Origin of the sequence: Sphingobacterium sp. T2 (assembly GCF_000814685.1) — a bacterium.
Lineage (GTDB): Bacteria > Bacteroidota > Bacteroidia > Sphingobacteriales > Sphingobacteriaceae > Sphingobacterium > Sphingobacterium thermophilum.
The window spans coordinates 1-24,247 of record NZ_JXAC01000005.1 but is presented as its reverse complement, the minus strand read 5'-3'; the positions used below and the strand labels follow the sequence as shown (position 1 = coordinate 24,247).

General features: G+C 42.3%; 17 protein-coding genes and 4 pseudogenes. 8 read left to right on the top strand and 13 right to left on the bottom strand.

Features of this window, described 5'->3' with window-relative positions; all coding sequences use genetic code 11:
* The 3 genes and pseudogenes from SD31_RS00305 to SD31_RS00295 all read left to right on the top strand — a co-directional run.
* Positions 1–588, top strand: a pseudogene (locus SD31_RS00305) (ribonucleotide-diphosphate reductase subunit alpha); the annotation flags it as partial.
* Positions 589–685: 97 nt separating this feature from the next.
* A complete protein-coding gene (gene nrdF, locus SD31_RS00300) occupies positions 686–1,672 on the top strand; it encodes a class 1b ribonucleoside-diphosphate reductase subunit beta (protein WP_039052689.1) in 987 nt (328 codons plus the stop codon).
* A gap of 180 nt (positions 1,673–1,852) precedes the next feature.
* Positions 1,853–3,325: a S41 family peptidase gene (locus tag SD31_RS00295; RefSeq protein ID WP_039052688.1), complete on the top strand. Its 1,473-nt coding sequence runs from the start codon at positions 1,853–1,855 to the stop codon at positions 3,323–3,325.
* 106 nt (positions 3,326–3,431) lie between these two features.
* Here SD31_RS00295 and SD31_RS00290 read toward each other — a convergent pair whose 3' ends face one another.
* The 11 genes and pseudogenes from SD31_RS00290 to SD31_RS00255 form a co-directional block, all read right to left on the bottom strand.
* Positions 3,432–4,088, bottom strand: coding sequence for an HAD family hydrolase (locus tag SD31_RS00290; RefSeq protein WP_039052687.1), 657 nt, complete (start codon positions 4,086–4,088; stop codon positions 3,432–3,434).
* An 85-nt stretch (positions 4,089–4,173) separates the two neighbouring features.
* Positions 4,174–5,885, bottom strand: a pseudogene (locus SD31_RS00285) (GMC oxidoreductase).
* Between the two features lie 6 nt (positions 5,886–5,891).
* On the bottom strand, positions 5,892–6,371 hold the full coding sequence (locus SD31_RS00280) for a gluconate 2-dehydrogenase subunit 3 family protein (protein ID WP_039052686.1): 480 nt from the start codon (positions 6,369–6,371) through the stop codon (positions 5,892–5,894).
* 58 nt (positions 6,372–6,429) lie between these two features.
* The gene (locus SD31_RS17800) at positions 6,430–7,257 is read right to left on the bottom strand and encodes a RagB/SusD family nutrient uptake outer membrane protein (protein ID WP_231560979.1); all 828 of its coding nucleotides are present in this window, start codon (positions 7,255–7,257) and stop codon (positions 6,430–6,432) included.
* Entirely contained in the window at positions 7,227–8,132 is a 906-nt protein-coding gene (locus SD31_RS17795; protein ID WP_231560978.1) for a RagB/SusD family nutrient uptake outer membrane protein, read from the bottom strand. Before SD31_RS17795 ends, SD31_RS17800 begins: the two co-directional genes overlap by 31 nt.
* A 26-nt stretch (positions 8,133–8,158) precedes the next feature.
* Entirely contained in the window at positions 8,159–10,606 is a 2,448-nt protein-coding gene (locus SD31_RS00270; RefSeq protein WP_231560977.1) for a SusC/RagA family TonB-linked outer membrane protein, read from the bottom strand.
* Complete coding sequence (locus SD31_RS17790) at positions 10,521–11,342, bottom strand: carboxypeptidase-like regulatory domain-containing protein (RefSeq protein WP_052258484.1); 822 nt, start codon at positions 11,340–11,342, stop codon at positions 10,521–10,523. The genes SD31_RS00270 and SD31_RS17790 overlap by 86 nt, the downstream gene beginning before the upstream one ends.
* Before the next feature lie 399 nt (positions 11,343–11,741).
* Complete coding sequence (locus tag SD31_RS00265; protein WP_156138119.1) at positions 11,742–12,821, bottom strand: glycoside hydrolase family 76 protein; 1,080 nt, start codon at positions 12,819–12,821, stop codon at positions 11,742–11,744.
* A gap of 143 nt (positions 12,822–12,964) precedes the next feature.
* Positions 12,965–13,267, bottom strand: a complete 303-nt coding sequence (locus tag SD31_RS19665) for a RagB/SusD family nutrient uptake outer membrane protein (protein WP_262506482.1) — start codon at positions 13,265–13,267, stop codon at positions 12,965–12,967.
* Entirely contained in the window at positions 13,203–14,510 is a 1,308-nt protein-coding gene (locus SD31_RS00260) for a RagB/SusD family nutrient uptake outer membrane protein (RefSeq protein ID WP_262506481.1), read from the bottom strand. Before SD31_RS00260 ends, SD31_RS19665 begins: the two co-directional genes overlap by 65 nt.
* 99 nt (positions 14,511–14,609) lie before the next feature.
* Positions 14,610–17,621 (bottom strand): SusC/RagA family TonB-linked outer membrane protein, encoded by a 3,012-nt coding sequence (locus SD31_RS00255; RefSeq protein WP_039052684.1) that lies wholly within the window; start codon positions 17,619–17,621, stop codon positions 14,610–14,612.
* Between the two features lie 283 nt (positions 17,622–17,904).
* On the opposite strand from SD31_RS00255, the gene SD31_RS00250 reads away from it, so the two are divergent.
* From SD31_RS00250 to SD31_RS00230, 5 genes and pseudogenes are all read left to right on the top strand, one after another.
* The gene (locus SD31_RS00250) at positions 17,905–18,516 is read left to right on the top strand and encodes a fumarylacetoacetate hydrolase family protein (RefSeq protein WP_039052683.1); all 612 of its coding nucleotides are present in this window, start codon (positions 17,905–17,907) and stop codon (positions 18,514–18,516) included.
* A 1-nt stretch (position 18,517) separates the two neighbouring features.
* Positions 18,518–20,242, top strand: coding sequence for a M23 family metallopeptidase (locus tag SD31_RS20440; protein WP_039052682.1), 1,725 nt, complete (start codon positions 18,518–18,520; stop codon positions 20,240–20,242).
* Between the two features lie 11 nt (positions 20,243–20,253).
* On the top strand, positions 20,254–20,721 hold the full coding sequence (gene bcp / locus SD31_RS00240) for a thioredoxin-dependent thiol peroxidase (protein WP_039052681.1): 468 nt from the start codon (positions 20,254–20,256) through the stop codon (positions 20,719–20,721).
* Positions 20,722–20,761: 40 nt separating this feature from the next.
* Positions 20,762–22,232, top strand: a pseudogene (locus SD31_RS00235) (glycine--tRNA ligase).
* Between the two features lie 102 nt (positions 22,233–22,334).
* Positions 22,335–22,871: a hypothetical protein gene (locus SD31_RS00230; RefSeq protein WP_156138118.1), complete on the top strand. Its 537-nt coding sequence runs from the start codon at positions 22,335–22,337 to the stop codon at positions 22,869–22,871.
* A gap of 32 nt (positions 22,872–22,903) precedes the next feature.
* Here the strand turns inward: SD31_RS00230 and SD31_RS00225 are convergent, their stop codons facing one another.
* Complete coding sequence (locus tag SD31_RS00225) at positions 22,904–23,974, bottom strand: M20 family metallo-hydrolase (protein WP_039052679.1); 1,071 nt, start codon at positions 23,972–23,974, stop codon at positions 22,904–22,906.
* Positions 23,967–24,247: pseudogene (locus SD31_RS00220) on the bottom strand (pyrroline-5-carboxylate reductase dimerization domain-containing protein); the annotation flags it as partial. The gene SD31_RS00225 and the pseudogene SD31_RS00220, both read right to left, overlap by 8 nt.

Below are 24,247 nucleotides of genomic sequence, written 5' to 3'. Positions count from 1 at the left end.
GAATCCTACGAATGTTTTGCCACGTTCTTTGGATTCGAAAAAACAGACTACGCATCAGGTAAATACTTCGACAAATATTTGGAAAGGGATTATTTACCACAGACCGACAAGGTCAAAGAATTGTTCGAAGGCATCCACATTCCGACTATCGAAGACTGGAAAAACCTCAAAGAACAGGTTAAAGAACACGGACTATATCACGCTTACCGCTTGGCTATAGCCCCTAACCAGTCTACAGCATACATCATGAATGCTACGCCATCGGTAATGCCTATCGTTGATATCATCGAAGTACGTGAATACGGCGACAGTACAACATATTATCCTATGCCTTACTTGACCAATGATAATTACTTCTACTTCAAGTCGGCATACGATATGGACCAGATGAAAGTATTGAAGCTGGTATCGGTAATCCAACGTCATATTGACCAAGGTATCTCTACCATCTTACATACCAACTCCAAAGATACTACGAGAGATTTGGCCCGATACTACATCTATGCTCATAAGCTAGGCTTAAAATCGCTGTACTACACTCGTACACGTAAATCAACAATCGAAGAGTGTATTTCATGCTCCGCATAAGCGTTAGAGAAGTAGGTAAATCACAATATTAAACCCAAACTAAGACGCTGAATAAATTAGATTTTATTCAGCGTCTTTATCAAAGATATTAAGCAACATGAGTAAGCAATATAAAGCAGTAAACTGGAACACTCCCGAAAACGACTACGTATTAATGTTCTGGGAGCAAAACCTAAAACAATTCTGGATTGATACTGAGTATATCCCTTCAAAAGACATCGACAGCTGGAAAGGTCTTAGCTGGGATATGAAGGAGTGCTACAAAAAGGCACTGGGAGGTCTGACTTTGTTAGATACCCTGCAAAGCCATACGGGTATGCCTAAGATTATCGATCACATAGATTCTTTGCAAAACAAGGCTGTATTGTCTTATATGTGTATGATGGAGGCTATCCATGCAAAATCTTACTCAACCATCTTCACCACGGTATCCACCACCAATGAGATCAACGACGTCTTCGGCTGGGTATCTCAAAACAAATTCTTACAGTTTAAAGCAGCTACCATCGACAAACATTACCGCGCGATAGATAAAGAAAACGTAACAGACGAAGAGCTGTTCATGGCTCTAGCCGCCTCCGTATTGCTGGAGTCCTTCCTGTTCTATTCAGGATTCTTCCTCCCTCTATGGTTGTGTGGACAAGGACAGATGGTTGCATCGGCCGATATTATCAAAAAAATCGTTGCCGACGAATCTATCCACGGCGTATTCGTAGGATTAATAGCACAAGAGGTTTTTGCCAAACTTCCTAACAAAGAAGAGGTAAAACAAAAATTCCTCAACTTGCTGTACGAATTGTACGAAAACGAAATAAAATACACCGAAGAGCTTTACACCGTAATAGGTCTTACCGCCGAAGTGAAAGAATACGTTCGCTACAACGGCAACAAAGCATTGATGAACTTAGGTTTTGACCCTATCTTCGAAGTGAAACAAGTGAACCCTATCGTATTGAACGGTCTGAATACCGAAACAACACAGCACGATTTCTTCTCTAAGAAATCTACAAACTACGAAAAGGCCACAGAAATCGTTCACTTGAAACACGAAGATTTCATTATGGATACCACCGTTGAAATTTAACTTATGCTTCCCTAAAATATAATAGCGCCATCTTCCTTGAGATGGCGCTATTTTTATATCCATAGCAGTAAACTATGACGGATTTTCGTTTAGTGACTTTTTTTGTTTTGTGAGTTGAATAATAATTAGTACATTGTACAAAAAAATACCTAAGTCTGAAAGGACACAAAACTAACTTTTATGAAAAGATGGTATGTAGTTGTAGCGGTATTATTCTTTGTATTGAATAGTGCTTGCAGTAAGAAAGACGGCCCTGCGCCAGATAAAGAAGAACAATGGGATTACTCCGCAGAAGCTTATCTTAAAGACTCTACCCTATATTATACCAAATTATTATCATTATGGCAGAATTATATCGACCCACGAAATATAAACGATATACTTGATTCCAATAAGGTTAGAGCTATCACCAAAAATTTTGAAGACAGTGAATTGGTATTGGATTACCTGATCGGCCAGACACCCACCGGCGTAAACAATCAGCCTATAGACCGATTCAGCTTTATAGACAGAGAGGATGCCGTGAGCGATGAAATTCAAAATGCTCGTGTCACAGGGTTTGGTCTTTCGGTAATCTATCTGTTGCCTTCGGCAAATGCTACCAATGCAGATCTCTACGTAAAATTGGTAGACCGAAACTCTGCAGCAGACCTTGGAGGATTAAAACGCGGCGACAAAATATTGAGCATCAACGGCAATACCAATATTGACTATAACTCTCAAAGGGCTAAAAACTTTGCCGATGTACTTAATGCTCTCTATTCCAATACCATAACCCTAAAATGGCAAACTCCGAGCAACGAAATTATAGAGAAAACACTTACCAGTACCAGATATAACTATAACCCTATCAATGCTGCTAAAATTTTCACCCTAGATAATAGCAATAAGGTGGGATATATAGCCTTCTCCTCTTTTGTAAGCATAGTAGACAGAAATGGACCTACAGCACTTTTCAGCGATTTCGAACAAATATTCAACACTTTCGAACAGCAACAGGTTAAAGACCTTATAATAGACCTACGCTACAATGGAGGAGGTGACGTACAGACAGCAGAATATCTGGCTAACCGTGTTGCTCCCGCCTCAGCTACCGGCAAAAGAATGTATTCGTACAAGCTGAACACTATAGTTCAGGAAGAACTTGGAGAATATTTTCCTGCGGTAAATTTCATCAAAAGAGGAAATCTAGAACTCAATAAGGTATATTTTCTGGTGACTTCAAGTACGGCTTCTGCCAGCGAACTATTGATAAACAGTCTAGCACCTTATATGGATGTACAAATTATAGGATCTGAAAACACATATGGCAAGCCGGTTGGATTCTGGGGAACACCACTTAAACACAAAAACAAAGAACTAACCTTATATGTTACCTCTTTCCAAATGTTTAATGCTAACAACTTCGGCGACTACTTCGCAGGATTGCAACCAAACAAGTTGGCCAACGAATCTTTCAGCAAGCAGCTAGGAGATGAAACGGAAGGCTTTATCGCAGAAGCCCTCAATCATATCCGTTATGGAAGTTACTCTTCTGCTTCAAAGGTGGGTGCCCGCAGCACGGATAAGACAACCTATAAGCTAGAACATCAAGCATTGGATATACATTCCAAAGGTATGTTTAAGATGCACAAACGTTCACCAAAATTATAAAAGCATAAAAGGCCTTGTAAGAGGCCTTTTATGCTTTTATAGTAGTGCTATTAAACTCAGATTCGTCTCGAACAACATAAGGGCTATTCACGAAACTTCTGTCTCTTTATACTATGATATCCAAAAATTGAGAAAGATCTTCTACTAAGAACTCTGCTTGTGAAAGACGCTCTTTTTCAGCTTGATGCTTAGTTACCGCCACACAACGCAAACCTGCTCCTGTCGCTGCCCGAAATCCTGTCAATGTATCCTCTACGGCCATAATGCTGTTTGAAGGCAAAGCAAGACGCTCCGTGGCCAACAGATAAGGTTCAGGGTCAGGCTTAGGATACTGCACCGCCTCTCGAGTCACAAAAAATTCGAAATCATCAAGTAGGTTATGGTGTCCCAGAACCGTATTTACCGTACTCATATAGCTAGAAGTAACCAAAGCTGTCCTAATACCTTTGGCATGAAGCGTATGCAGCGTTTCTTTCACGAAAGGCATAAGACGTATCGTCGTCATATCTGCCTTGGCATAGTTTGCCCTAGTGCGCTGCCACATAAATTCATCGTCTGTGTGGATGTCAAACCGCTCTTTTAGCATCTGCACATTAGCAGAGAGCGTATGCCCCGCAAAATCTTTAATCCAATCGTTAAATGTGATGTTCAAACCAAATTCCTCTTTCAAAATGGGAGCCCAATTGCTGTAATAGAAAAACTCAGAATCAATTAGAGTACCATCAAGATCAAAGAGAACAGCTTTTATGGAAGATATCGTCATAATTTCAAAGGTAGCAGAAAATAGGTAGAAATAAAAATCCAAAGCTCCATGCTGAAGCTTTGGACCAACAAGCGATAGGTCGTCATCAGATATTACCTTTCGTTAATTCACTTACGGCATAATCTACTGCTCGTGCGGAGAAAGCCATATAAGTCAGTGAAGGGTTTTGTGTGGAGGTAGAGGTCATACAGGCTCCATCCGTAACAAAAACGTTCGGAACACTGTGCATCTGATTCCATTTGTTCAAGACGGAAGTTTTAGGGTCTTTTCCCATCCGAACACCTCCCATCTCATGGATATCAAGGCCCGGAGCTTGCCAATGTTCATCTCGCCGTATATTTTTAAATCCGGCAAGCGTAAACATTTCCTCCATAGTATCGAGATAATCCTTTTGCATCTTCCGATCGTTGTCATCATAATCCACAGAAATTTTCAGCAGCGGCATATCCCACTCATCTTTTTGGTTGCTGAGTGCCACATAGTTGCTTTCTTTAGGAATGGTCTCTCCCATCATATGAGACCCCACTTCCCAATTCGCCCATTTTGGATTTAATAAGGCCTCCTTTAGCTCTTCACCTAAGGCAGAGGTATCCGGCTTACGAGAACGCCATGCTGAAAATCCTGCAGCATAACCCCTCAAAAAGTCGGTTTCCTGTCTGTGTAGGTTGCGGAAACGTGGGATATAGCCTCCTCCCGCAGGATTTCTACCATCCACAGCGTAATCCAAAAGCCCCTCGTATTCAGCGTAGATACGCGCACTATAGTTGTGGAAAGCTACAAACTTGCCAAGGGTGCCGCTATCGTTACCTAAGCCTTCCGGAAATCTGTTTGATTTAGAGTTTAACAGAATAAGATTAGTATTCAGCGCCGCCGCATTGACAAAAATAAGCTTAGCATAGAAGTCTATTTCTTCTTTAGTATTACGGTCAATAACCTTAACCCCTATGGCTCTTTCTTTTTGCTCGTCATAGAGGATGGAATGTACTACAGCGTCGGGGCGCAAGGTCAGATTTCCGGTTTTTGCTGCCCAAGGGAGAGTAGAGGCATTTGAACTAAAGTATCCTCCAAAAGGACAGCCGCGCTGACACAATGTGCGATTCTGACATTGCCCTCTGCCCTGCTCTATATGGATAGGCTGCACCTTGGAAATATGGGCACAGCGTGCAGAGATAACCTTTCTTTCGGGGAACTGCTTTTCTATGATTGTTTTGAAATATTTCTCCACAATATTCAGCGGATATGCGGGCAAAAACTCTCCATCCGGCAATTCCGGCAAGCCATCCCTATTGCCTGCAATACCCACAAAACGTTCTACATGGTCGTACCAAGGTTTTAGATCAGCGTAGCGTATAGGCCAATCTACGGCGAAGCATCCCGTGCGGGACCTTCAAAATCAAAATCGGACCAACGTTGAGTCTGCCGCGCCCATAGCAACGATTTGCCCCCTACTTGATATCCGCGAATCCAGTCGAAAGGTTTTTCCTGTAAATATGGATGTTCGGCATCCTTGACAAAAAAATGAGCTGCATCCTCATGGAAGGCATAGCAGCGGCTCACAATAGGATTTTCCTTCTTTATCTGGTAAGGTATCTCATTGCGATGTTCGAATTCCCAAGGGTACATATTGGTTGTGGGATAATCCTTTATATGTTTGACATCGCGTCCCCTTTCGAGCACCAAAGTCTTAAGCCCTTTTTCACATAATTCTTTGGCAGACCATCCTCCGCTTATGCCTGACCCTATCACTATAGCATCATAGGTTCTTTCTTTCTTTGAATCAATATTTAGATAAGCCATTATTTGTTATGCCTTGATTTTCATTTCTCCATTGTATCGTCCTGGAACAAGCTCGTAGATGAGCTTATTCTTCATCACATATTCCGAGTTGAGGTAGCCCATAATGGTTCTTTGCTTGAGAATGACGCTAAAAGTATCGTCCTGAGACAAAGATTTGATATAGGACAATATTTCCTCAGTGGATTTATCCTTTACTTTTCGGGCTACTCTCAGCCCATTCACAAAAGCGGCCTGTTCCTCCGGACTATGACAGTCGTCCACCATTTTCATCACGAAAAGATGCAGGTTCAGTGAGCGGCCTCCCGGAGTATCTGTTTCGGGGATAATAGCTTCTACCAGCTGTGCCAGTAGCTCCTCATCGCTCTTGGAAAAGTCTACATTGCTGAGCGCTATACTGGCCTTGTTACCATCGTTAACACAAGAGGAGGCTATCAGCATACCTCCTGCCAGGATAAACATCTGCTTTATAGCTGTTCTTCTTTCCATATAAACAAGTTTAAAAGTAAAGATAGCCTTCCTAATTAGAAGGCTATCTTTTTGGGGATTAATACCCCAAGTTCTGTCTTAATGTGCCGCCACTGCGGTCAATTTCAGTCTGTGGAATCGGGAAATAGTCGTTATGACTATTATAAACCAACCCTCTATAGAAAGGCAGATAAGTGCCTTCAAATTGTGAATAGCTTTCCAGTACATTTTTAGCTATTCCCCAACGTACCAAATCGAAATAGCGGTGACCTTCGAGGGCCAGCTCCAGACGACGCTCCATACGTACGGCTTTGCGCGCGTACTCCTGATTCGGGAACGAAGGATAAGGATTCACCTGATAGTCAGCTACCGGCACCCCATTAACCGTCTTTGGAGGAAGAGTGGCAGCTCTACGGCGCACAGCATTTACATATTCCAAGGCGGTGGAAAGATCATTCAGCTCCACCGCACATTCTGCGGCCATCAGATACACATCGGCCAAACGCATGATATTTACGTCTAAGCCTGTGATATAAGCTTCTCCGGAAACGGTATTTCCAGCAAACTGGCTTTCTTTGATCATGGTTTTAATACCCACGAATGGGCCTGCAAAAGATACCGAACGTATCCAAGCGTCTCCCGGCATGATGCCATAATCTAGGAAAGGAACCCCTCTTCTCCCTACCGTATAGTCTAAACGAGGGTCAACACGAAGGGTCACATCCACCTGATAGTTGGTCTTAGCCGCTCCTGTCAATCCAAAATCCGAAAGGTAAGGGTTATTACGGTATTCGTTATCTAGATAAGGCAAGCCATTAGCATCTACCTTATAAGCATTGACCAAGTCAATGGTAGGCTGATAAAAGCCACAGCAGCTTACTGGTGCAGCATAAATACCGCTGAGCATGTCGCCCACGTTGGCATTATCGCCCGATCCGTTAGGTTGATAGCATGTTTAGATACTAACAATGCTTCAGGACCATCTTCCTTGTCGATATCGAAGTTGTCTTGGAAAGGCATGGTCGTAAGGTCCTTACCTGCTATCACTTCTTGAAATAAAGGAAGAGCCAAATCATATTTCTTTTGATAGAGATATAATTTTCCCAGATAAGCCTTGGCAATATTTCTATCCATACGTCCGGCTTCTCCTTTGATTTTCGTTACAGGAAGATTCTCCGAAGCAAACTTTACGTCATCAATGATTTTATCATAGATATCGGTATCATTAGGCTTTGTCTTGGCTTCTTCGAGAGGAGTGTTTTCATCTATCCATGGCAGATTTCTGAAGACCCGCCACATGAAAAAATAATAGTGGCCACGCAACATACGCGCCTCTGCCTCGATCTCTAAGGCCCTTGCTGAAGAAATCTCTTTGGCACCTTCTTGGTCCTGCTTCAATAGACGGAGGGTAGTGTTGGCTCTCAACACCCCTTCGTAATACACCTGCCACATCGTAGTCAAGTTGTCATTAGCAGGATTGGGATTCAGCATTTCCAACAGGTTCATGTTGGGCTGGTCCGTCTCTTCCGATCCTTTATGTGCATTATCGGAGGTGATTTCCCCAAAAATCCATTGGCTTGGCGCCGCAGCATAATTGCCCCAGGTACCACTAACATTACCATTCATAATGCTGTAGGCCCCCAAGAGCACCGCTTCAATACCTTCCCCATTGCTGACCTGCCCTTCTCCCAGTTGGCCTTGAGGGATTTTCTCCAAAAAGTCTTTACCACAACTGCTAAGCAATAAGCCTGACGCAACTAAGGCTGTATATATAGAACGCATTTTCATAATATTCAAAATTTCAATAGTTAAAAACCTAAACTCAAACCAAACAAAAACTGACGTGACTGCGGATATACACCTAAATCCACGCCTATAGCAGGATAATCTGAAGGTGTAGCTGTCACCTCAGGATCCAAGCCGTCATACTTGGTGATAGTAAACAGATTGGTCACTCCTACATACATACGCAGACGGTTTATATTGGTATTATTTCCAAATAAGGATTTTACAGGAAGAGTATAACCTATCTGCAAATTTTTCATCTTCAAAAAGCTGGCGTCCTGCACAAAATAGCTGGAAGTAGCATATTCAAAGGCAGAAGCATTTGACGTCAGCGACGGCATATTCGAGTTAGGATTTGTCGGCGACCAAGCCTCTAGAAGTCTTACACTCTTCGCTCCCGAAAATACCGAGAAGTCCGTAAAGTAGCGGGTCATGTCGAACACGTCATTGCCCTTAGACCCGTAGAAGAACATCGATAGGTCCCAGTTCTTATAGTTAGCATTGAAACCCAAGGAGTAAATAAAATCGGGATGCGGATTTCCTATGAAGGTTCGGTCTTGGTCATTGATGACACCATCGTTGTTAATATCAGCATATTTAAGGCCTCCCGGTCTAGCTTTGCCATCAGCATAGTTAGGTGAATTGGCTACGTCAGCATCATCCCTGTACACGCCTAACACTTTATAGCCATAAAAAGTACCGAACGACTGTCCTGGGGTAAGGATAGTAGTGGTAATACTTCTGAAGTTACCATACAGTTGTGAAGTAACCTCCGGCGCTAAAGCAACAACCTTGTTTACATTCTTTGAGAAAGTACCGCTAATATCAAATGTGAAATCTTTGTTTTGATTGCGTCCATGATGATAGGCCAAAGACAGCTCTACACCGTGGTTACGCATATTACCTACATTGACATAAGGGGAGCTGGCACGTCCCACCGCAATGGCCGGCAACGGCACGCGGAACAGCATATCTTCTGTTTTCTTATCATAATATTCAACAGCACCGTCAAAAACTCCATCGAATAGGGTAAAGTCCATACCTATATTCAATGCCTTTACTTGCTCCCATTTTACATCTTCATTAGAATAGTCGCTTTGCCACAATCCACTTTGTACGGCACCACCTATAGGATATGAAGATTGAGTAATTGAACTAGCATAACGGTTGATATATTGGAAGCCTGGGATACGCTGGTTACCTGTAACACCATAACCTGCTCTAAACTTTAAGTCCGTAATCCAAGCAACATTCTGCATGAACTCTTCGCTGGAAATACGCCATGCTCCCGAGATTCCAGGAAACAAACCATACTTGTTGTTAGGACCAAAGTTGGAAGAACCATCTCTACGAAGCGTCGCACTTAGAATATAACGGTCGTTATAGCTATAATCCACCTTTCCGAAGATAGAAAAGAGCGACCCTACACCACCTGACCCCGCATTACCAAAATTGGACGTTCCTGCATTCAGATAGAAATAATCAAGACTGTTTAGCGTGAAGAAACTGTTTCTGCTTCCTGACAGGTCCCTACTTCTGTTGCTGATTGCTTCCGTACCGGCCAAAACATTCAGGCTATGTTGGTCGAATTGTTTCCTCCAAGTAAGCGTATTGGTCCATGTCCATTCCGAACCATAACCAAAATATTCACTTAGTGCATTGTTCATCGAGCCCTCACCAAATTCAGGGTTAGGATAGGTAATGTCAATGCCGTTATAATTTTCATAACGAAGACCGAAATTCGTGCGGAACATCAGTCCCGGTAAAAGGTCCACTTCCCCAAAGACGTTTCCGAAGAAGAAGTTGCTTTTGTTGACATCATCTTTCATGCGGTAAGCCACAGCGACAGGGTTTTGTCCATTCCCATAACCTCCTCTTGTTCCTGCAAAATTTCCGCCCTCATCATACACGGGAACTATAGTCTGGATACGATATGCCCATCCCACAACACTTTCATCTCCCATATAGCCTCCAGCCGTATTAGGGTTTACCCCCATCCCTACTCCTCTTGTGTAGCTGTACTGCATGTTTTCCCCGATACGCAGTTTACCCTCAAAAGCTTTGAACTGCGTATTCGTACGTATGTTATAGCGCTTAAAGCTGGAGTGGATTACAGTTCCTTTTTGGTCTAGAAATCCACCGGACATCGAATAGCTCGTATTGTCGGATCCTCCGGAAGCCGCTATCTGATACGACTGGGTTGGAGCATTCTGCGTAATTTCTCTGAACCAGTCCGTTCCTTCTTTGTTCGCTTTTGTTATCTGATAGAAGGTACTGAAATCACGCGAATAGTTGTATTTGGACATGTCGGCATCTGCCGCAGTCACATCATGACCGGACTTAGAGCCCGCCAACAGATATTCCGGCAAAGTAAGGTTGGTACCGTTAATCTGATTTTGCATATCCAAGTTCTGTTGCGGCGTAAGCATCTTCGGGAAGGCGGTCACGCTGTGGCACCTGAGAGCCCGCATAAGCGTCAAACGTAAACTGAGGTTTTCCCATCTTTCCCTGACGTGTAGTGATGATCACCACACCATTGTTTGCCCGTGCCCCGTAGATAGATGCTGCAGAAGCGTCCTTCAACACCTGCATAGATTCAATATCATTCTGGTTCAACCAGCTGAGCTTGCCTTCAAAAGGCACTCCGTCTATAATGTAAAGTGGTTCATTGTTGTTAATTGTTGAATATCCCCGAATTTTGATTTGTGGAGTAGAGCCTGGAGCTCCGTCATTTACAATCTGCACCCCCGTCGCTTTACCTTGTAAAGCTTCCACTGCCGTAGCTGCCGGCTGTGCTTTGAGCTGATCCACATCGACTATCGCCACAGATCCCGTAAGGTCTTTCTTACGCTGTGATCCGTAACCTGTCACGACAACCTCTTCCAACGAATGACTATTTTCTTGCAATCGAATCTGAAGGGAGGAAGTCGTCGAGCTCACGGTAACAGTTTGCGATGCATATCCTACATAGCTAATTTCCAAGACATCATTTGCCGAAGCCTTGATTTCAAACTGTCCATCTTGATTCGTGGCCGTCACAGACGTCTTTCCCACAACACGTACGGTAACACCTGGTAAGGGCTCACCGGTAGAAGCAGAAACTACGGTTCCTCTGATCGTTTGCTCCTGTATCCATAAAGCATGAGGTGGGTCCGTCCAAAAATGATGAGTGAAATGATTTGCTGTTGCAATATGACTGCTAAGCACAACTGCTGCAGAAACGCAAATGCAACGATTAAATGGAATACCTTTTGGTAAGTGTATCCCTTTGAACACCTTTAACTTGCACATAATTTAAAGACTCTAAATGGTTAATAAGTTTATAATTGTAATAAAGTAGATGTTAGGTAATCATAACTTAAGTCATAAAAATCGATTTAGTTATCTAATTGTTAATGTTAAATTAAAAAGTATAACGCAAAAAAACAAATGCGATTACCAACTTTGCTATACATAAAAATAAAAGAGGGTTAAATTAACCCTCAAAACAATCTCTTACGATTTAATAAATCTATCTTTAACAAAGACTAAGAAAATTTTAAACCTAAAAAGATTTTTACTAATTAAAATAAAAACATAATTAACTAGATAATCAACAACAAATCGTTATCGTATTCCTGCTATTCTAGCATACATTTCAACCATGGCCAACTGATCCAATAGCCAGAAACGCTTATCTTTTTCCTTTCCTGACCAATCCTTGTGGAATAAACCCCGTGCCTCTCTCATATGGTCCCAAGCATTATCCAGATTTTTACGGAAAGTATCGACATACAAACTATTGCCGTCCATAGCATATAGCTCGACGTACCCTCGCATCATCACAGCAATAAACCAGTTATTACTTTTCCTTAGATATCTAAAAGACTGCATGGTATCTGACTCCGCGATTGGATGAAAAAAATAAGAATATGCACCTTTTGCAATTCTTTGTGCATCGGTAAGATATTGCTTTTCTTTAGAGATTTTATATAGTAAAGCTCCTGCCTGGATCATCTGACCGGAATTGTACGCAAATTTTCTCCTATCAAGCTGTCCACGGAGATTAATATTGTCATAATAGACTGAATCCGAAGGATCTAACAGCTGATTTTGCACCCATTGGTAAAGACTTTTGGCCAAGGTAAGGTATTTCTCCTCCTTAGTAGCTATATAGAGTTTTGCCAAAAAGACTATTGCCGGCGCATTGGAGCAAGTATTTTTGGATTCCTTGCGCTGCTCACACCAGTAAATACCGCCCCCCAGCTTATCATCCATCCCGCTTTCTACAAACCGCCATACTTCCAGCGCTTGTTCAAGATATACTTTCTTTTTGGTTAGAAGATACAAATCGGTAAAATCTATACCAATCCAAATATTGTCATCATAAAACCTATCCGATTGAGGAGCAGAATTAATATAAGATGCGTAGGCCTTAGGCTCTCTTTTATCATCATAATAAGCCTGTAATCCTGTTAAAACATTTTGGTCTATAGCTTTGACCCACTCTAGACTTTTAGTGGTTTCTAATAAGGCCACATGGGCAGACAACATACCAGAATAGGGCCAGAGATAAGAAAAAGAATTGGCTTGCGTTTTTTCCGCCTCTACTCCCAAATAATCTGCGCGAAAATCCCCTCGGAAGGGATAATTTTCTCTCAAAAGCACATTTCCTTCCACGCCATAATGTTTATAGATTGCTTCCAAAGTACTTGTGGCATACGAAATGAACTTAGTCTTCTGAGCACTACAAAGACCGTTACCAATTCCAAAGAAAAAAAGAAATAATAAAAAACTGTCTCATCTGTCAGCAATTCAAGAAGGCTCTGCTTGTCGCAGAGCCTCTTTCATTAATACCCAGGGTTCTGTACTAAGTTAGGATTTATAGCCAACTGGTTATTAGGAACAGGGAACAGCTCTTTATTAGGGTCGTTGGAAGGATTATGATCCCACCATGATGCTGTCGTAAATTTCCCGAAACGGATCAGATCCGTACGGCGCTTTCCTTCAAAGATAAATTCACGTCCTCTTTCTTTGAGAAGCTCGTCAAGGGTAAGCGTAGCGACAGTATACTGATTGGCTGGCCAGTCAGCATCGGTGAATGCTCTCTTGCGCGACGCGTTGATAAGCTCCACAGCTTCGGCAGTAGCCACGCCATTGTTTTTGCGCATGATTAGCTTCAGCCTTATTGAAGTAAATCTCCGTAAGCCTGTAGATGATATAATCATTCTCCCAATAATTAGGGTCGTCTAGCGTTCCAGACTTATACTTGTGGAATCGAGCTCCCGAGTTTTCTTCCCCTTCGGTCATACTTCCCGGACCGGTAAGGTCTCCTTCACTTTCCCTACGTATGCTGTTCACCAAAACAAATGGCTTACCACTATACTCCTCCGTACCTAACACCGGTATATTGGTACCGTATTTATATTGCGGACCGAACAAGAACCATTCTTTCTTGCGTAGGTCATTTTCAGCGAAGGCATCAAATGCTGAAGGAATCACCACAAAGGCATTCCATCCGCCATATCCTACATTCAACACTTCCTTCATATAATCATAACCGAAAAAGAATCCCGCCCAATCGAAGGTGAAGCCGGCCTCACGGCTAAACTGAAACTGAAATAAAGATTCGGGATTCGCGGAATTAGTATTACTGAAAAGAGCAGTCAAATCCGGAGACAGCTGTGGAGCCCCACCTATTCCTCCTCCTTGGCCGCTTATGATTTTATCACATACGGCGATACACTCATCCCACATAGGCTGACCTTTCCACTTCTCCGCATTGAGGTAAAGTTCCGCTAACATAGCATATCCTGCAGCACGCGACACCTGACCTATATTCTCTGCCGATGTCAGCGGCAGCTTTTCAACATTATCCAGCAATTCCTGCAAGACAAAGTCAAAAACTTCACTGCGCGGCTTGGTCTCTGGATTTAAAGGATCAGCCACCTTTGTCACAATAGGAACATTGCCCCACATATCCATCAATTTGATATAATGGAAGGCACGTAATACTTTTAACTGAGAGATAATAATAGCACGATCTTCTTCCGTCAAACCGTCAATCATAGAGACATCAAGGCTTTCTATATCCCCAATGGCATTGTTGACATACCCTAATCCTCCCCACATTAAGGTCCACGCGTTTCTCAGACGACCTTCATTACTTGTCCAAGTATGATAATGTAGCCGGATATGATCTCCTCCGTCATAGCCATGTCTTCCCTTTTGCGGCCAAGCAAGCTGATCAGCACTCAATTCTGAATGATAATAATAACCGCTTTGTCCGGTAGGTGCCAACCACGCTTGCATATGCGTGAAAGGTCGTAAAGCCGCCTGCATTACTTCTCTTTTATTGTTATAAAAATTATCTTCACTGATACTGCTATTATACATTTTCTGTCAGGTCTGTACAGGAGTCGGAACAACAATCCCGAACCTAAAAGGGCAACAGCCGACAGCATCTTATTTATCGCTTTCATATCTTTTATTCATTTAAAATCCAACATTTAATCCCAAAGTCCATGATCGTGTCCTAGGGTAGAATCCACGACTGTCTATACCTGCATCAAAACCTGTATCTTGCAATTCCGGATCCAAGCCCGAATAGCCGGTGATTGTTGCTATATTACGGCCCGTAACATATACGTACAGATTTCGAACATAGTTGGTCTTGAATTTAAAGTTGTATCCCAAGGTGATATTATCCAGTTTGACAAAGTTTCCGTTTTCAAGATAGTAATCCGAATATTGTGGATCATCTTTGATAGCACTATGTTTGGTGAAGGCAGACTTCAACACGTTATTAGGCAACCATTTTTGGTTTCCGAAAAACATATCAGCCGTATTTAGGATTTGATACTTGAATTTTCCTCTGAAAAATATGGTTAAATCAAAGCCTTTATAGCTGAAACGGTTTCCTAACGAAGCTTGATATTTAGGGACGCCATTACCTATATAAGTAAGGTCGTTATCATTCATCTCGGCAGCAGTGCCTGTGCTACCATCAGCCTTGTAGAACAGCCATTTTCCTTCATCGTTAATTCCGGCGAAACGTTTACCATAGAAAGAACCTATTTCGCCTCCCTCTTCCAGACGTATAGCATCACCCAAGTTACCTGGAGAAGGCAGGCCTCCAAATGTCAGCCAATCACTCTTAAAGGTTTCATTAGACATCTTCACCAACTTATTTTTTTGATAATTGCCAGCAAAGTCTACTGTCCAAGAAAAATCCTCCCGGCTTATAGGCGTAGCCGACAGTTGTAACTCCACACCTTTGTTGGTTACCTCTCCTAAATTGTACCAGATTGAACCGGACACATAAGCTGGTTGTTGTGCGGTATATTGGTTAAGCAAGTCTGTGGTCCTACGTGTATAAATATCCAAAGCACCGGTAAGGCGGTTTGCCCACAACCCAAAATCCAATCCAATATTAGTTTCTGCTTTTTGTTCCCACTTAAGATTAGGGTTAGGGTTTTGAGTAGGTCCATAGGTCTGATAATACACACCATCCTGAGGGTACACCCCTCCTGTTCCCAACAACACCATAGACTGATAGTTAGGGAACCCTTGGTTACCGGTCACCCCATAACCTACCCTCAATTTCAGGTTGTTCACCACCTCCTTGTTTGTGAAAAACTCTTCATTGCTAATATTCCAACCTGCCGATACCGCCGGGAAATTACCCCACTTATTGTTTGCACCAAAACGAGAAGACCCTTCTCTTCTTAAAATGGCTGTAAGGAAGTAACGATCCGCATACGAGTAGTTCACCCTTCCGAAGAAAGCGATTAAGGTGTTATCATCTTTATAAGACCCCATACTTGGACGCGGAAGCTTTGGATTCGTCAACGCTGTACCAGACCCCATATTCCAGTCCTGGAAAGCATCGGTGGTAAAGCCGTTGTTGGACATGGAAAAATTCTCATACGTAGCGTACTGATAACTATATCCCAACAACCCAGTGAAGGAATGCACTTCGCCAAACGTTTGATTGTAATCTATGGTAGCCTCAAACGTTTTTGTCCAAGAAAGTGTGTTTTCTTTCCACGCATACCCCATACCTTGATAGTCTGACACCTCGCGCTGATCCCAATCTTTCAAGGAGCGGAATTGTCTATTATTCATATTATCCCTCACGTAAGAGGCAAAAGCACTTACACTCAACGGATCAATAATCTGCAGCTTCAATCGAGCATCTCCTGAAAATGTTTGTTGGTTACGGTCGTCAATACGATTGGCCAGCCGATCCAAGGGATTGAAGTTGTTGTATCCTTGTGTCTGATAGAAACTTCCATCCGGATTATATAAAGGTGCTGTAGGATTACGTTGGATAGCCTGCTCAAAATACTCGGTCTTTCCTCCCAAAAGATCAGCCTTATTGAAGTTGGCAGCGATATTACCTGTAAAGGTTAGTCTCTGCTCTAACCCTTTCTGATTAAAATTCACACGTCCACCAAACTGACGTCTTTCATTCTGCTTGGCAATACCTTGGGCATTCTCATAATTGATAGAAGCCCGATAGGAAGAGTTTTCTCCTCCTCCGCTACCCACAAAGTTGTGGAAAGTAGAGAAGTTGCCTGTATTTATCAACGCATCATAGAGGTCTGTCGAGCTTCCCAGATCTAGGTCAGGTTTATTTTGTCCGTTGACCACCAAATCCCTAAATTCTGCTGCCGACAACATCTCCGGACGTCGTGCTACAGTCTCATGCTGACCATATGTATAGTACTCAAAAGTGGAAGCTCCACTCTTTCCTTTCTTCGTCGTGATTAAAATCACCCCACCATTACCTCTCGTACCGTAAATAGCTGCAGCAGATCCGTCTTTCAATACATCAATAGATTCTATATCTCCTTGTTTTATAAGGTCCAAATTTCCGCCAGGAATACCATCAATGACAATCAGAGGTGTATTGGTACCTTTAATGGAAGCCATACCCCGAAGTTGTATGCTCGTACCCGAGTTCGGGTTACTACCTTGGGTTCTCGTGACATTCAACCCCGCTACCTTACCTTGTACCAAATCCACAGGACTTCTCATTCCTCCCTGGTTAAAATCCTTTTCTTTGACAGAAGCTACGGCGGAAGTCACCTCACTTTTCTTCTGGCTACCATACCCCATCACCACGACTTCCTCAATATTGGTCTGCTCAGCAACCAAAGAAATCGTCATTCTTTCTCCGTTAACGCGCTGCTCTATGGATTTATATCCTAGAATTTCCACTACCAAAACATCGCCGGGACTTGCTTGAATAGTAAAGTTACCGTCGGAATCCGTAAAGGTTGCCTTCGTAGAGCCCTTTATTTTAATAGTCACCCCAGGAATACCTTGTCCCGTTGCCTGATCTACGACCGTACCCTGCACGGTCTGCTGCAGTAAGGTAGACCTGATTTCCTTATAAAACTCCGCCCGGTGGGCATACACAGGACTATAGCTCACCGCTATTAAGGAAAGGGACATAGCCCAAATCCCACCCCTCTTGAGTGTTGTGTCTGTAATCTTCATAATAAATAATTAATTAGTATTAACACTATTAATTAAAAGTAATACATAGTATGTTTATCCACTTTTCTTTACTTGGTTATCTTTCAACTTTTCGTTCAACAAGAATTTCTACCTAAGTAGATAGTTATAAGTTTATAATTTTAACTAAATTAAATATTTTAATCGATTTAGCAACGAAAATATTTAACTTTATTAGAAACACCCCCAAACTCCCCTCAAATAGCCATTCTTGCTTAACCGCTCTGCTTTTCATAAATTTGTTTTTCACCCATTCAGTAAAAAAATGAAAATCATCGCCATAGGTAGAAACTATATTGACCACGCTAAAGAACTTAACAATCCAGTCCCTGAAAACCCTGTCATCTTTCTTAAACCGGACACCGCCATACTTAAAGACAACAAGGATTTTTATTATCCCGAATTTTCGCAAGACATTCACTACGAATGCGAACTGGTGTTTAGAGTTTGCAACGAAGGGAAACATGTTTCTCCCAAATTTGTCCACAAATATTATGATGCCATAGGTTTGGGCATAGACTTTACGGCACGGGATATACAAAGCAAACACAAAGAAAAAGGTCTTCCTTGGGAGCTAGCCAAAGCATTTGACCACTCGGCCGTTATCAGCCCTCTCATCCCTAAGGAAGAGTTCTCTGACCTGAATAACATTCAATTTTCCTTAAAAAAAAACCAGGAAATTGTTCAGGAGGGCAATAGTAAAGACATGATCTTTGATATAGACAGCCTCATCGTATATATCACCAAGTTCATCACCATCCGCAAAGGAGACCTTATTTACACCGGTACACCGGCAGGGGTGGGACCTATACAAATCGGAGATAAATTGGAAGGATACCTAGAGAATAAATTGATGTTCTCCACTCATATTAAATAACATGAAGAAATTTCAGCTTTTGCTTGCCGCAGCGGTATGCACTATACTTACCGTCAAGGCGCAAAACAAAAATATCATTACCAGCAAAACATATCCTCAAGGGTATTTCCGGAATCCCCTCAATATCCCTATGGATGCTTCCGGGACCTTCGGAGAGTTGAGAAGCACTCATTTTCATGCAGGTGACGACTACCGCACCCAACAGAAAATAGGTCTTCCCCTATATGCAGCCGCTGAAGGACATATCTCACGCGTACGCGTCCAAATCGGTGGAGGAGGCAATGCTGTATATATCGATCATCCCAACGGCTATACGACAGTTTACCTCCATATGGACAGGTTCAACGAGGAACTGACAAAAATCGTTCGTGCCAAACAATACGAGCTTCAGCGTTTTGATGTAGATATTTATCTGGATTCCAATCAGCTTAAAGTAGCTAAAGGGCAGTACATTGGTAACGCAGGAAATACGGGCGGTTCCGCAGGACCGCATCTACACTTTGAAATAAGGGATACCAAGACCCAACGTCCTCTAAACCCGCAGCTGTTCGGTCTCAAATTTACGGATCACTACAATCCCACCATCGGAGGCATCATGCTTTACGACCTGAACCAGCAACATCTGTTTAACGAATTTACACCTCGAAAGGTTGTTCCGGTAAAGGCCGTAGGTGCAGGCAAATATGTGCTTCAGCAAAACAGCCCCCTTCCCGTGTCAGGGAAGTTTGGCTTCGGCATCAACGCTATCGACCGCCATCGAGCGGGAGGCTTTCAAAACGGAGTATACTCTATAGAGCTGTTTATCGATGGCCAACCGGTTTCTTCAGTGGTATTTGAAGAACTAGACTTCAACCATACAAGAGGGATTCATTCGTATATTGATTATCCTTATTGGAAAAGGACCAAGACCAAATACCAAAAATCTTTTAAAGATCCGGGCAACCCTATAGAAATTTTTAGGTTCTTGAAAAATGACGGCGTCATAGAGCTCTCCGAAAATAAAATTTATGAGGCGAAGTATGTTGTAAAAGATGTAGCCGGAAATTGCAGCGAGCTGGACTTTAAAATCCAAAACAACACACAAAAGCCAGCAGAAGCATATTCTCCTAAAGGAGACCTTTTCCATTATAATAATACAAACTCTTTCTCTACGGAAAATATCAAAATTGAAATCCCTAAAGGCTCTCTATACACCGACCTAGATTTCGTTTACAAGGAAGAGCCTCCTCTTCCAAATACCTTTTCTGCCCTTCACAAAGTACACAACACCTTCATACCGCTGTTTTCATCCTATAGTCTGGCCATAAAGCCTAACGGTCTTCCGCAGCACCTACAAAGTAAAGCGCTTATTGCCTCCACCGAAAACGGCGCCGAAGGTGGAAAATATGAAGACGGCTGGGTAAAGGTCAACACACGCAATTTCGGCAACTTCTATATAACGGTAGACACTGTCCCTCCAACAATTATTGCAAGAAATCTGATAAACGGAAAAAATGTGTCTACACAAGCCAAAATAGATTTTACCATACGCGACAACCTCTCCGGCATCCAATCATTTGAAGGCTATATCGACGGTAAGTGGGTATTGATGGAATATGATTCCAAAAACAGACATCTTTGGCATCGTTTTGAAGCTTCTCTCTCTAAAGGAGAACATACCTTCAAGCTGATTGTCAAAGACTGGAAAGACAACGAAACAGTATATCAAGCAAAATTTATAAGATAAAACATAGAAATATGAGCACGTTAGAGGTAGGATCAAAAGCTCCTGAAATCATCGCAAAAAACCAGAAAGGTGAAACCATTAAACTTTCTGATTTCTTAGGAAAAAAGGTTATCTTATACTTTTATCCTAAAGACAATACGCCGGGCTGTACCACTGAAGCATGCAATTTCCGTGACAACTACCAATTCCTCTTAGGTAAAGGTTTTGAAGTGATTGGAGTAAGTGTCGACAGTGAACAGTCCCACCAAAAGTTTATCGCCAAGTACGAACTTCCTTTCAATCTTCTGGCGGATGAAGACAAAAAAATCGTCAACGACTACGGTGTATGGGTAGAAAAAAATATGTACGGTAAAAAATATATGGGCACCGCACGAACCACCTTCGTCATAGACGAAAAAGGATATATTCAGCATATCATCCGTAAGGTGGACAACAAAAATGCGTCACAGCAAATCTTAGATCTTATGGAAGCCAAATAGTTGTTGACTTTTGACATAGAATTTCCTACTTTTACCGCTTATGAGCAAACAGACAGACGACTTTTTCAAAAACATTATATCACACGCTAAAGAATACGGATTTGTATTCCCTTCAAGTGAGATTTATGACGGTCTTAGTGCCGTATATGACTATGGTCAGTTGGGTTCTGAATTAAAGAACAACCTTAAGACATATTGGTGGAAATCCATGGTGCAGCTCCACGAAAATATTGTCGGCATTGATGCTGCAATATTCATGCACCCTACAACCTGGAAAGCCTCAGGTCACGTCGATGGGTTCAACGATCCTATGATCGACAACAAAGATTCGAAAAAACGCTACCGCGCAGACCAACTGATTGAAGATAAAATCGACCGCTACGAAAAAGACGGTAAAACTCAAAAGGCTGCCCAACTGCAAAAAGACCTCGATGAAGCCTTGAACAATGACGACCTTCCTCGTCTGAAAGCGCTAATCGAAGAACATAATATCGTATGTCCTATCTCTGGCACCAAAAACTGGACCGACGTGCGCCAGTTCAATCTTATGTTCGCAACCCAAATGGGAGCGATGGCCGACGGTGCCGAGCAGGTATACCTCCGCCCAGAAACCGCTCAAGGTATCTTCGTCAACTTCCTTAACGTTCAAAAGTCGGGAAGAATGAAAATACCTTTCGGTATAGCCCAGATAGGGAAAGCTTTCCGTAACGAAGTCATCGCCCGCCAGTTCATCATGCGTATGCGTGAATTCGAACAGATGGAAATGCAATTCTTCGTACGTCCTGGATCTGAGCTGGAATGGTACCAAAAATGGAAAGAAACACGTCTTAAATGGCATTTGGCCTTAGGTGCCAATCCGGAAAAATACCGCTACCACGACCATGTCAAGCTGGCACACTACGCCAACGCTGCCGTGGATATAGAATACGAATTTCCTTTTGGATTCAAAGAGGTAGAAGGAATCCATTCACGTACGGACTTCGACTTAAAACAACACCAAGAATATTCGAAACGTAAGATGCAATACTTCGACCCTGAAATCAATCAAAGCTACATCCCTTACGTTATCGAAACCTCTATAGGTTTGGACCGTCTGTTCTTGACCGTATTCTCTAATGCTTTGGTGTACGAAGACCTCTCTACCGAAGAAAAGCAAGATTCTCGTGTGGTGTTGAAGTTCCACCCGGCAATAGCACCGGTAAAGGCAGCCATATTACCATTAACCAAAAAAGATGGCCTTCCGGAAAAAGCTAGAGAAATCATGGCAAAATTAAAATTAGACTTCAACCTTCAATACGACGAAAAAGATGACCATAGGTAAACGCTACCGCCGTCAGGATGCTATCGGAACACCTTACTGTATCACCGTAGACCACCAGTCTCTGGAAGACAATACAGTAACTATCCGAGACCGAGACACCATGGCACAAGAACGCGTAGCTATAGATGACTTACACAAGATTATCGGCGAACGTGTTAGCATGACAAATCTGTTGAAACAATTGGTATAATAGCTAAATAGCTACAACTTATAAACGAAAGAGCAGCATTCAGTAGAGGCTGCTCTTTCATTTTTTTAACTTTGTCCTAAACAAATCAAACAATAATACCATATGAAAACATTAAAACTTTGCGCATTATTTTTTATGGGGATGTTGGCATTCGCTAACGTTGGTAAGGCTCAAACTTCTAATCCTAATATTCCAAACGACACTACAAAAACCAACCTCTCATCTATTGTAATATCTGAAGAGGCCAAAGCAAAACAACTGGAAGAAGAAAAGAAAAGATTAGAGAAAGAAACAAAAGCTAGAGAAAAAGCCCAGAAAGAAGAAATAAAGCGTCAGAAAGCAGCTGAAAAAGAAGACAAAAAAATTAAGAAAAAGAAGAGAAAAGAAAAAGAAAAAGCTATCAAAAAACATAACAAGGCTGTAAAAAAAAGTTCAAAAGCTCTCAAAAAAAACTTGAAAAACAAGAGAAAAAAAGTTGCTAAGCTGGAAAAAAACTTAGAAAAGAAAGTTAGCAAAGGAAAAATCTCAGGAATAGATTACGAAAAGGAAAAAATCAAAATTAGTAAACAGCATATTAAGCTAAAACAGCTGGAACTGGATTTACAAAAAGCAGAGAGCGAAGTGAAACAATTACGATAAATCTAATAAGGAGGTCTTTTTAAGACCTCCTTTTATTTTATGACCTTTCCCAAAAGGCTGATATAAAACTCCACTCCTTCTTCAATCTCTCGTAGATATATAAATTCATCCGCCGAATGCGACCGTGCCGAATCTCCAGGACCTACCTTCAGAGAAGGTATAGGCAGCAACGCCTGATCACTCATAGTCGGACTGCCGTAGGTCTTCTTGCCCAACTCAAGCCCTGCCTTTACAATAGGATGGTCGAGAGAAATCGTTGACGAATTAAGCCGCGTAGAGCGCGCTACCACATCTGACTTCACATGGGATTTTATTATGTCCAGCACCTCTACATTTGAATATACATCCGTAGTTCGAACGTCTACTACATATTTACATTCAGCAGGTACCACATTATGCTGAGAGCCCGCATTGATGACGGTAACGGACATCTTCACAGGTCCCAGAAACGCGGATTCCTTAGGAAATTTATACGTCCGAAACCATGTAATATCTTCTATAGCTTCATAGATAGCATTGACACCCTCTTCTCTTGCTGCATGACCGGACACCCCATATGCAGTACAGTCCAACACCATAAGTCCTTTCTCTGCCACAGCCAGATCCAAAAGAGTAGGCTCCCCTACAATAGCAAAATCACAAGCAACCACATGCTTATATGCTTCCTCAATACCGTTCTTTCCGGAAACCTCTTCCTCTGCTGAGACAATAAGACAAAGGTTATAACTCAAATCCACATCCTCATAGAAATATAGGAACGCTGCTATCAAAGACACCAGACAGCCTCCCGCATCATTGGATCCTAAGCCATACAACTTGCCATCTTCTATAATGGCTTTGAAAGGATCTTTCGTGTATCCGGGATTAGGCTTTACAGTATCGTGATGGGAATTCAACAATACGGTAGGTTTATTTTCGTCGAAATACTTGTTGTAAGCAAGGATGTTATTGCCCACCCGTTGATATGAGACACCGCAGTCCTGAAGAAAGGAGCCTATGCATAGGGCCGTTTTGTCTTCCTCTCTGCTAAAAGAAGGAATCTCTATCAGTTGAGCTAATAGAGATTTACTTTTCTCGATAAGATTTGTTATATCCTTATTCATTGTAAAGACCGCCAGCTTTTTTTGCCGACAACTTGATACCTTTTATAAATGCTGAGCTAAGTCCGTTGTGTTCCATTTCGTTGAGCCCCGCAATAGTACATCCTTTCGGCGAGGTCACCTTGTCGATTTCACTTTCCGGATGACTATGGGTCTGCAACAACAGATCTGCTGCTCCCTTAGCTGTCTGTATCGCCATCTTCAAGCATCATGAGCATGGAAACCTATTTCCACGCCTCCTGTGATGCCGCACGTATTGCACGCAAGAAGAATGCA

Bases quoted from the DNA above. Each gene is read 5' to 3' on its own strand.
- nrdF (WP_039052689.1), top strand. From the start codon at position 686: ATGAGTAAGCAATATAAAGCAGTAAACTGGAACACTCCCGAAAACGAC.
- SD31_RS00295 (WP_039052688.1), top strand. From the start codon at position 1,853: ATGAAAAGATGGTATGTAGTTGTAGCGGTATTATTCTTTGTATTGAAT.
- SD31_RS00290 (WP_039052687.1), bottom strand. From the start codon at position 4,088: ATGACGATATCTTCCATAAAAGCTGTTCTCTTTGATCTTGATGGTACT.
- SD31_RS00280 (WP_039052686.1), bottom strand. From the start codon at position 6,371: ATGGAAAGAAGAACAGCTATAAAGCAGATGTTTATCCTGGCAGGAGGT.
- SD31_RS17800 (WP_231560979.1), bottom strand. From the start codon at position 7,257: ATGCTCAGCGGTATTTATGCTGCACCAGTAAGCTGCTGTGGCTTTTAT.
- SD31_RS17795 (WP_231560978.1), bottom strand. From the start codon at position 8,132: ATGCGTTCTATATATACAGCCTTAGTTGCGTCAGGCTTATTGCTTAGC.
- SD31_RS00270 (WP_231560977.1), bottom strand. From the start codon at position 10,606: ATGCGGGCTCTCAGGTGCCACAGCGTGACCGCCTTCCCGAAGATGCTT.
- SD31_RS00260 (WP_262506481.1), bottom strand. From the start codon at position 14,510: ATGTATAATAGCAGTATCAGTGAAGATAATTTTTATAACAATAAAAGA.
- SD31_RS00255 (WP_039052684.1), bottom strand. From the start codon at position 17,621: ATGAAGATTACAGACACAACACTCAAGAGGGGTGGGATTTGGGCTATG.
- SD31_RS00250 (WP_039052683.1), top strand. From the start codon at position 17,905: ATGAAAATCATCGCCATAGGTAGAAACTATATTGACCACGCTAAAGAA.
- SD31_RS20440 (WP_039052682.1), top strand. From the start codon at position 18,518: ATGAAGAAATTTCAGCTTTTGCTTGCCGCAGCGGTATGCACTATACTT.
- bcp (WP_039052681.1), top strand. From the start codon at position 20,254: ATGAGCACGTTAGAGGTAGGATCAAAAGCTCCTGAAATCATCGCAAAA.
- SD31_RS00230 (WP_156138118.1), top strand. From the start codon at position 22,335: ATGAAAACATTAAAACTTTGCGCATTATTTTTTATGGGGATGTTGGCA.
- SD31_RS00225 (WP_039052679.1), bottom strand. From the start codon at position 23,974: ATGAATAAGGATATAACAAATCTTATCGAGAAAAGTAAATCTCTATTA.